The 7,789-nt window shown below is 52.5% G+C and carries 9 protein-coding genes; 7 read left to right on the top strand and 2 right to left on the bottom strand.

Features of this window, described 5'->3' with window-relative positions; genetic code table 11:
• Together AC2VLY_RS04335 and tadA are read right to left on the bottom strand one after the other, a co-directional pair.
• Positions 1-335 (bottom strand): secondary thiamine-phosphate synthase enzyme YjbQ (locus AC2VLY_RS04335; protein WP_486921818.1); only part of this gene is annotated, 335 nt, incomplete at its 3' end.
• Positions 332-826, bottom strand: a complete 495-nt coding sequence (gene tadA / locus AC2VLY_RS04330) for a tRNA adenosine(34) deaminase TadA (RefSeq protein WP_193649599.1) — start codon at positions 824-826, stop codon at positions 332-334. The genes tadA and AC2VLY_RS04335, both read right to left, overlap by 4 nt.
• A 204-nt stretch (positions 827-1,030) precedes the next feature.
• On the opposite strand from tadA, the gene pilM reads away from it, so the two are divergent.
• The 7 genes from pilM to aroB all read left to right on the top strand — a co-directional run.
• Positions 1,031-2,095, top strand: a complete 1,065-nt coding sequence (gene pilM / locus AC2VLY_RS04325; protein WP_300251976.1) for a type IV pilus assembly protein PilM — start codon at positions 1,031-1,033, stop codon at positions 2,093-2,095.
• Positions 2,092-2,685, top strand: a complete 594-nt coding sequence (locus tag AC2VLY_RS04320; RefSeq protein WP_193649597.1) for a PilN domain-containing protein — start codon at positions 2,092-2,094, stop codon at positions 2,683-2,685. The genes pilM and AC2VLY_RS04320 overlap by 4 nt, the downstream gene beginning before the upstream one ends.
• Complete coding sequence (locus AC2VLY_RS04315; RefSeq protein WP_486892296.1) at positions 2,682-3,332, top strand: type IV pilus inner membrane component PilO; 651 nt, start codon at positions 2,682-2,684, stop codon at positions 3,330-3,332. The genes AC2VLY_RS04320 and AC2VLY_RS04315 overlap by 4 nt, the downstream gene beginning before the upstream one ends.
• Positions 3,329-3,901 carry a pilus assembly protein PilP gene (locus AC2VLY_RS04310; RefSeq protein ID WP_486892295.1) on the top strand — a complete coding sequence of 191 codons (573 nt, stop codon included), beginning with the start codon at positions 3,329-3,331 and terminating at the stop codon, positions 3,899-3,901. Before AC2VLY_RS04315 ends, AC2VLY_RS04310 begins: the two co-directional genes overlap by 4 nt.
• A gap of 44 nt (positions 3,902-3,945) precedes the next feature.
• A complete protein-coding gene (locus AC2VLY_RS04305; RefSeq protein WP_486921817.1) occupies positions 3,946-6,261 on the top strand; it encodes a type IV pilus secretin PilQ in 2,316 nt (771 codons plus the stop codon).
• Positions 6,258-6,779: a shikimate kinase gene (locus AC2VLY_RS04300; protein WP_193649593.1), complete on the top strand. Its 522-nt coding sequence runs from the start codon at positions 6,258-6,260 to the stop codon at positions 6,777-6,779. The genes AC2VLY_RS04305 and AC2VLY_RS04300 overlap by 4 nt, the downstream gene beginning before the upstream one ends.
• 79 nt (positions 6,780-6,858) lie before the next feature.
• Positions 6,859-7,789, top strand: a 931-nt coding sequence (gene aroB, locus AC2VLY_RS04295) for a 3-dehydroquinate synthase (RefSeq protein WP_486921816.1), incomplete at its 3' end; no start/stop codon positions are given.

Below are 7,789 nucleotides of genomic sequence, written 5' to 3'. Positions count from 1 at the left end.
AGGGCTGCGCGGCCTTCCCTGACCGGTATGACCAGACTATTTTGGGTCAGTACACAACGCAAATGCGCGGACATATCATCCGGTCCTTCATTGCGATGAAAAAAATGGGGATCATCATCAGGCACCAGCCGGGCAAAATACCCGAGAATATCGCGCAGCACGTCCGGATCGGCATTCTCCTGAACAATCAGACTGGCCGAGGTATGGGGAACAAACACATTCACCAGCCCCTCCCGGGCACCTATGGTCTGCAACCAATCCTGGAGCTTTTCCGTCAGCTCATGCAGCCCCCGGCCACCGTGTTGAATTTTCCACTCGGCACTGAAATGCTTCATGCTTTACCTCTACCTCTTTGTTGGGCGCGCCGCACCCGAAAAAAATCCCTCAACAGGGTTCCTGACTGTGCTGCCAGCAAACCACCTTCCGCCTGAATACGATGATTAAAACGCGAATCGTCCAGTAAATGATAAAGACTTTCCACAGCTCCCGCCTTGGGATCAGCTGCTCCATAAACCACCCGGCTGACCCGGGCATGGAGCATGGCTCCTACACACATGACACAGGGCTCCAAAGTGACATAGAGCGTGGATCCTGTCAGTCGATAATTTTCAGCCAGACGTGCTGCTGCACGCAATACCCGTATTTCTGCATGCGCGCTGGGATCGTGTTCGGCAATGGGTGCGTTGTGGGCTCCAGCCATGAATGCTCCGTCATGATTTACCAAAACTGCACCGACCGGCACCTCTCCGACAGCAGCTGACTGCGCCGCCAGATCCAGAGCCATACTCATCCAGTGTATATCCGATATTTGTTGCTCGGCCATCATCAAGGTTCCTGCTATTTGCCGGATTTATCGCAGCACCAGACACTATAGGAGCAATTATTGCAGCCTCGCGCCTTGACAGAATCCGGAATGCTGCTAATTTCCACCGCAAGTTGCGAAAAAGATACTGGCCATGCATACGTTTCATCAACTTAATTTGCAAGGCAATGATTATAACATTTGTCAGACCATAAAAAAGGAATAGACGTGCTAAGCATACCAAGTTCTCCTTTGCTGGGCCTGGATATCAGCTCTGATGCCGTAAAGCTCGTTTCGCTGGCCCAAAGCCGTGGAAAAATCCGGGTGGAGCACGCTGATTCCGAGACATTACCGCCAGGGGCTGTCAGTGATCGGGATATTCTGGATAGTGAAGCCGTTTCCCGCGCCCTGCGCACTATTCTGGAGCGTTCACGCATTCGCACCAAGGCTGTTGCTACAGCCCTTCCCGCCAATATGGCCATTGTCAAAGTCATTTCCCTGCCGGCTGATCTGGACGAAGTGGGTATTGAAGACCAGATCCGCTACGAAGGCAGTCAATATATCCCCTACAGTATTGATGCCGTTAATTTTGATTTTTCTGTTCTTGGTCCAGATGAGACGCGCAAAGGTTTCAACCACATTTTACTGGTTGCCAGTAAAAAAGAAGCCATTGAAGATCGCGCAGCAGTTCTCGAAGAGGCGGGCTTGAAGCCGCAGATTGTCGATGTCAAACCGTTTGCACTATGGTTACTTCATGAGCATCTGAATGGTGCAAATACCAAAAACAGTAACCATGCTGGCAAAGGCATTGTCTTGGTAGAAATCGGAAATATCACCACTAATATTTACGTCTTTCAGGATGGACATCCCGTATATTCCAGAGAACATAATTTTGGCCTGAGCCGACTCCTGGAAGAAATTCAGCGTCGCTACAATCTCGACAGTAACGATGCCCAGCGCATGGAGCGTTTTGGCGGACTCCCGCCAGAATATGTCAAAGAGGTGCTTCAGCCTTTTGCCCGCAATATGGCTCAGGAACTTTTCCGTTCTCTGGATTTCTTCCAGGCCAGCATGCCTGACGTACCCACGGCAGCCGTCCACCTTTTTGGAGTAGGTGCAAAAATCCCACAACTTGCCGACCAGTTACGGCAAATGGTCAGCTTTCCGGTTTTGGTCCCGGATCCCTTTGCTGGTATGGAAATTTCACCCCACATCAGCAGACACTTTATGGACGCTGACCGATCGTCTCTCGCGGTTGCCTGTGGCCTGGCTTTGCGGAGGATTTCGGCATGATTCGCATCAACCTGCTTCCCTATCGCGAGGCGCGCCGCGCCAAGCGCAGCCAGTTCCTGGCCGCCGCTCTCCTCGGCATTCTTTTGCTGGCAGCACTTTTTTATTATGGAATTTACAGTATTTTCAGTGCCCGCGTCGCCAGTGAACAGACCAAAGTCAATTACCTGCAAGGGGTAGCCACGCAACTGGACACCAAAATTGCCTCTATTGCCGACCTCCGCAAAAAACGGGATGAATTACTCGCCAGAGAAGACATCATCACCGATCTTCAGGATCAACGGGATATGGTGGTTCAGGTTTTCAATACCCTGGCCGCAGAAACCCCCAATGGTGTTTTTCTGACCCATTTACAGCAATCCGGAAATTCCATGACCGTGAATGGCTATGCGGAAGACAATGATCAGGTAGCTGCTTTCATGCGGAATATTGATGCCTCCAAAATATTTACCGAGCCGCAGTTAAACATTATCAGCAAATCCAAACTGGGTTCCGAGGAGGTTGGACAGTTCACCTTACAAATGAACATCCGCAAACCCACCGCAGCCGGTAAAAGCGCTCAGACAACGGGCACACAGGAGGTCCAGCCGTGACTTTCGACGAAATTCGCAATTTGCAGGTGGATGACATCCTCCGTTGGCCGTTAAAAACCAAATTGATCGCCATTGCCATCATTATCGTGATTTTAGGCATTGTCGTCTGGTTTGAATTCATCTCTCCAGAAAATGACAAATACGATGCACTGCATACCCAGGAACAGGGCCTGAAAATCCAGATCAGGCAAAAGCAGTTACTGGCGGCATCGTTACCAGCCTATCAAGCACAAATCAAGGAAATGAATGTGCGTTTTCAGAAGTTTCTGGAACAGCTTCCAAACCGGACACAAATTCCATCACTCCTGGATGATGTGACTTTGGCAGGACGCAGCCGTGGGCTTGATTTTGAATTATTTCAGCCTACTGGCGAAATCAACAAGAATTTTTACGCGGAAATTCCGGTGAAACTGAAAGTGGTTGGTACCTATGATGACATCGGACGCTTTGCCGCAGCAGTGGCCGCCATGCCCCGCATCGTCACCATCAGCGGTATCGATATTACCCGGGTTCCCGATACCGGCAGCACACCTGCCGCCAAAGCCCTTGCTGCCCAGCAATTAGCCATGCAGTGTACGGCAACTACCTATCGGTATCTGGATAATGGAGACAAAAGCAGTAATACCCAGGCTGGGGGCAAGCCATGAAAACGATCGGAGCGCGTTTCCATAAAAAAATACGCCATGTTCTGGCTATCAGCGTCAGCATCGCCATGCTGGCTGGCTGCTCGGATAGTGATGACTTAAGTCATCTGCGCAATTTTGTGGCCAATGGACCAAAAACCAACAATCATATTACGCCATTACCCAAAACCCCGGCTTATGAGCCTGTTGCCTATAACAATCCGACCAATCGTGATCCGTTTACCAGCTTCTCCGAAATGCTGTTGCGCAAGGAAGCGGCCAGCGAAGCCACCGGCCCCCGCCCGGCTTCCCATGGCCCCATGCAACCTCTCGAAAAATACGCGCTTTCCAGCCTGATTGTATCAGGTATCATGCGCACCGCTGACGGGCAGTTATGGGCCGTCATTCAGGCACCAGATGCAAAAGTGTATCGCGCCACATTGGGTAGCTACATCGGAACACATGATGGACGCATAACGGGCATTGATGACCGCATGGGCAAACAATCTGTCACCGTTGAGCAATATTTACCCAATGCTTTTGGTGGTTATAAAAAGCAACAGACCGTTTTACACATGCAGGGTGGTAACTGAACATGACGAGCCTGACACCGAAGAATACAGAGGAATACAAAAAGATGCGCACAGCCAACAATGCCCACCTTCCACTCAGTAGCCGTTATCCGCGCCTGCGTCCATTAACCGCTGCCATTTTAGCGGCGGCACTCAGCCTGAGCTCTGGGGCAGCCTGGGCAGAGAGTCTCATCAGCAGCATCACCCCCAGCCCGGATCAGCACGGTACCGCTTTCATCATTCATAGTGATTCGCGCCCTGCCTATGATGTCAACACACTTAACGGCGGATATCGGGTACAAATCGATTTCACCAACGCTCACTTTCTGCCCTCTGTGGGCACCGTCATGGGTAGCGGAGCGGTTCAAAATGTACTGACCGAAAATGAGGGACATAATGCCCGGCTGGACCTGCTTCTGAAATCTCCCCAGGCAGTCATGATAGAACCTACGGTTGGCGGTTATCGCCTGGCGTTTGTCGACAGCACCGCACCTGCAGCAGCCCCTGCCCCGGCAGCAACTTCAAACGCTGCGGTATCCAGCCCCGCAGCAGCTCCTGCTCCGCTCATGACCTACGGCACTCAAGTCAACGGCCTGAATTTCAGGCGCGGCAAACAGGGTGGCGGTATTCTGGATTTGTCCATCACCGGACCGCAACCGGAAATGAATGTTACCCGGGAAGATGGCAAACTGGTGGTTGAACTCAAAAACACGACCCTGCCCGCCAGTTACACCCATCGCTTTGGGGTGACCCAGTTCGGCACTCCGGTACAGTTTGTGGATAGTTATCCTATTGGCCGGAATACCCGCCTGGTATTTGCCATTAACGGTCCCTATGAATACTCGGCTTATCAACTGGGTCAGCAGACCATGATTGATGTGCATCCCAAGACCGAAAATGCTGTTGAAAATCCCAAGGACAGCGCCCGTCTGAGCATGGATTTCCAGAACATCAGCGTACGTGATGCCCTGCAGGTTATTGCCGACTTCACCCACCAGAATATTGTGGTTTCCAATAATGTGACGGGCAGCCTTTCCATCCGTCTGAAAAATGAACCCTGGGAACAGGCCTTCAAGGTCATTCTCGAATCTCAGGGATTGGCTGTAAAACATATCGGAAACATTCTCTGGGTGGCTCCCGCCAATCAGATCAGCAGTCAGGAAGAGGCGGAACTTAAAGCCGATGCCAGCAAGCGCAAGCTGGAACCTCTGGAAACACAGCTCATTCAGATCAAGTACGCCAAAGCTGCCAGCATAGCCTCACTGCTGGAAGGTTTTGCCCAGAACAAACAACCAGGCGGGGCACCTGACGAGCAGATGAGCGGTTATCAACAACAATCTCTGGCCAACGCCCTTGGACTGCCAAAATACAGCGTCATTGGAAATACATTACTTGGGCCACGCGGTTCCGTGGCCGTGGTGACCCGGACCAACAGCCTGCTGGTCCGGGACACACCACGAAACATTGAAAATATCAAGAAACTGATTGCCAAAATCGACAAGCCCGTACCGCAGGTCCTGATTGAGGCGCGCATTGTCCAGATAACCACCAGTGCGGCACATTCTCTGGGCGTCAACTGGGGCGGCACCTATACCTCCAACGGTGCGGGTGGCGTCGTCAATCTTTCCGGAACCGGAGTGACTGGCACAACGGCAACCCAGGGCGGTGCCTATCCAATCCAGGGCAGCAGCAGTTCCAGTTCTACGACCGGCACGGGCTTCACCGTACCCGCCCTGGCCAATCTGGCTGCTTCCAATGCGGGTACGGCTTTGGCCAGTGCTAGCCCGGCTTCTCTGGGCTTTGCCCTGGGAACGGCTGCAGGCAATCGTATTCTCAACCTGCAATTGCAGGCTCTGCAGGTGAATAATCGCGCCAAAATCATCTCCAGTCCGAAAGTCATGACTGAAGATAATGAAAAGGCAGTCATTTCTCAGGGTCAGGAAATCCCCTATCAGCAGTCCACCAGTAGTGGCGCCACTTCGGTTTCCTTCAAAAAAGCCGAATTGAGTCTGGACGTGACCCCGCACATTTCGCCGAACGGCAAAATCACCCTGGATGTTGTGGCCCAAAACAATCAGCCCAACTACGCCGAAGCTCTGCCTTCCGGCATTCCCATCCAGACTCAGGAAGTCAAAACCCAACTGTTGGTCAACAATGGACAAACCATCGTTATTGGCGGTATTTATACGGACACCACCAATCACAACCAGACAGGCATTCCTCTATTGAAAGATATTCCGCTGCTGGGCTGGCTCTTCAAAAGTAACGTTGACAGTGTCGCCAAAACCGAACTGCTGGTGTTCATCACCCCCAAAGTTGTGGGTGGTGACGCCCAGGACGGCCTCGCGGGTGCTGACGGCGACAGTAATCTCGGACAATGACCGGAACAGTCATTCTGATCGGGCCGATGGGCTCGGGCAAATCGACCATCGGGCGGCTTCTGGCCGCCCGTTTACGTATTCCCTACGTCGACAGTGACCAACTGATCGTCACCCAAACGGGCGTGGACATACCCACTATTTTTGAAATTGAGGGAGAAGCCGGCTTTCGCGAGCGCGAAGCAAAAGTCATTGCCGATCTGGCCGGGCACAATCAGGATATGGTCCTTGCCACTGGCGGCGGTGCCATTCTGGACCCCAAAAACCGCGCCTATCTGCGCCAGAAGGGTCAGGTGATTTATCTGGATGTCAGCGTAGAAGAACAATTAAAAAGAGTACGCCACGACCGTAACCGCCCTTTGTTGCAAACCTCAGACCTGGAAAGTCGTCTGCACAGTCTCGCCCAGCAAAGAAGCAGCCTTTATCAGCAGACAGCCCATTGGCGGATCAGTGGTGATGGCCTGCGTTCAGATCAGGTACTACGGCGGATTTTAAGGTATTTACACGCACAAACAGGTTAAATGAGGATGCCCCTCTTGCCTGCAGGCCCAAGAAACTCAACAATGGATGGGTAAACCCGCCCACAAGAGCTCAGATTATATGCAAAGTCTTCGTGTAGAACTTGGTCAGCGCAGCTACTCCATCCATATTGGCAGCGGCATCATCAGCGACTCAAACCTCTTCGCCCCGGTTTTGGGTAAGGGACCGGTCGCCATCATTACCGACACGAATGTCGCGCCACTCTACCTGAAGACCCTGCAAAATACCCTGAATGTCCTGAACAAGAATTCACTGGTCATCACCCTGCCTGCGGGCGAAGAAAGCAAGTCCCTCGACAATATCCAGATCATTACCGGGCAGCTGCTCAGCGCCGGTTATGGCCGCGATTGTACACTCTGCGCGCTCGGCGGTGGGGTGGTGGGTGATATCACCGGCTTTGCTGCTGCCGTTTATCAACGCGGCGTTGCCTGTGTGCAAATTCCCACCACCCTGCTGGCCATGGTTGATTCTTCCGTAGGTGGAAAAACCGGTGTTAATCATCCCTTGGGTAAAAACATGATCGGTGCTTTTTATCAGCCCCGCACGGTCATCGTCGATACAGATACCCTCGACAGCCTGCCAGAACGGGAGTTTCGTTCAGGTCTTGCCGAAGTGATCAAATACGGACTGATTAACGATCCCGGTTTTTTTTCCTGGCTGGAAGACAACCTGGATGCCGTGCTCACCCGCGACACCGAGGCCCTGGCAAAAATCATCAAAACCTCCTGCCGGGACAAGGCCGATGTGGTCGCCAGGGACGAGCTGGAAGGGGGGCTGCGCGCCATTCTGAATTTTGGTCACACTTTTGGCCATGCCATTGAAGCAGCCAGTGGTTACGGACATTATCTGCATGGCGAAGCAGTAGCTATCGGGATGGTCATGGCCGCTGATCTGTCCCGTCGCCTGGACCTGCTGCGGGAAAGTGAACAAAATCGCATTTTCAAATTGATCAAGGCAGCGGGACTCCCTACTCTGGCCCCACGCCTGGAAA

The organism is Acidithiobacillus sp. TH-A36, assembly GCF_057473445.1.
The sequence above is the reverse complement of the archived record's forward strand: the minus strand, read 5'-3'. Positions and strand labels throughout refer to the sequence as shown.

Excerpts from the sequence above, each read along its gene's own strand:
- tadA (WP_193649599.1), bottom strand. The coding sequence starts at position 826 with ATGATGGCCGAGCAACAAATATCGGATATACACTGGATGAGTATGGCT.
- AC2VLY_RS04320 (WP_193649597.1), top strand. The coding sequence starts at position 2,092 with ATGATTCGCATCAACCTGCTTCCCTATCGCGAGGCGCGCCGCGCCAAG.
- AC2VLY_RS04310 (WP_486892295.1), top strand. The coding sequence starts at position 3,329 with ATGAAAACGATCGGAGCGCGTTTCCATAAAAAAATACGCCATGTTCTG.
- AC2VLY_RS04305 (WP_486921817.1), top strand. The coding sequence starts at position 3,946 with ATGCGCACAGCCAACAATGCCCACCTTCCACTCAGTAGCCGTTATCCG.
- AC2VLY_RS04300 (WP_193649593.1), top strand. The coding sequence starts at position 6,258 with ATGACCGGAACAGTCATTCTGATCGGGCCGATGGGCTCGGGCAAATCG.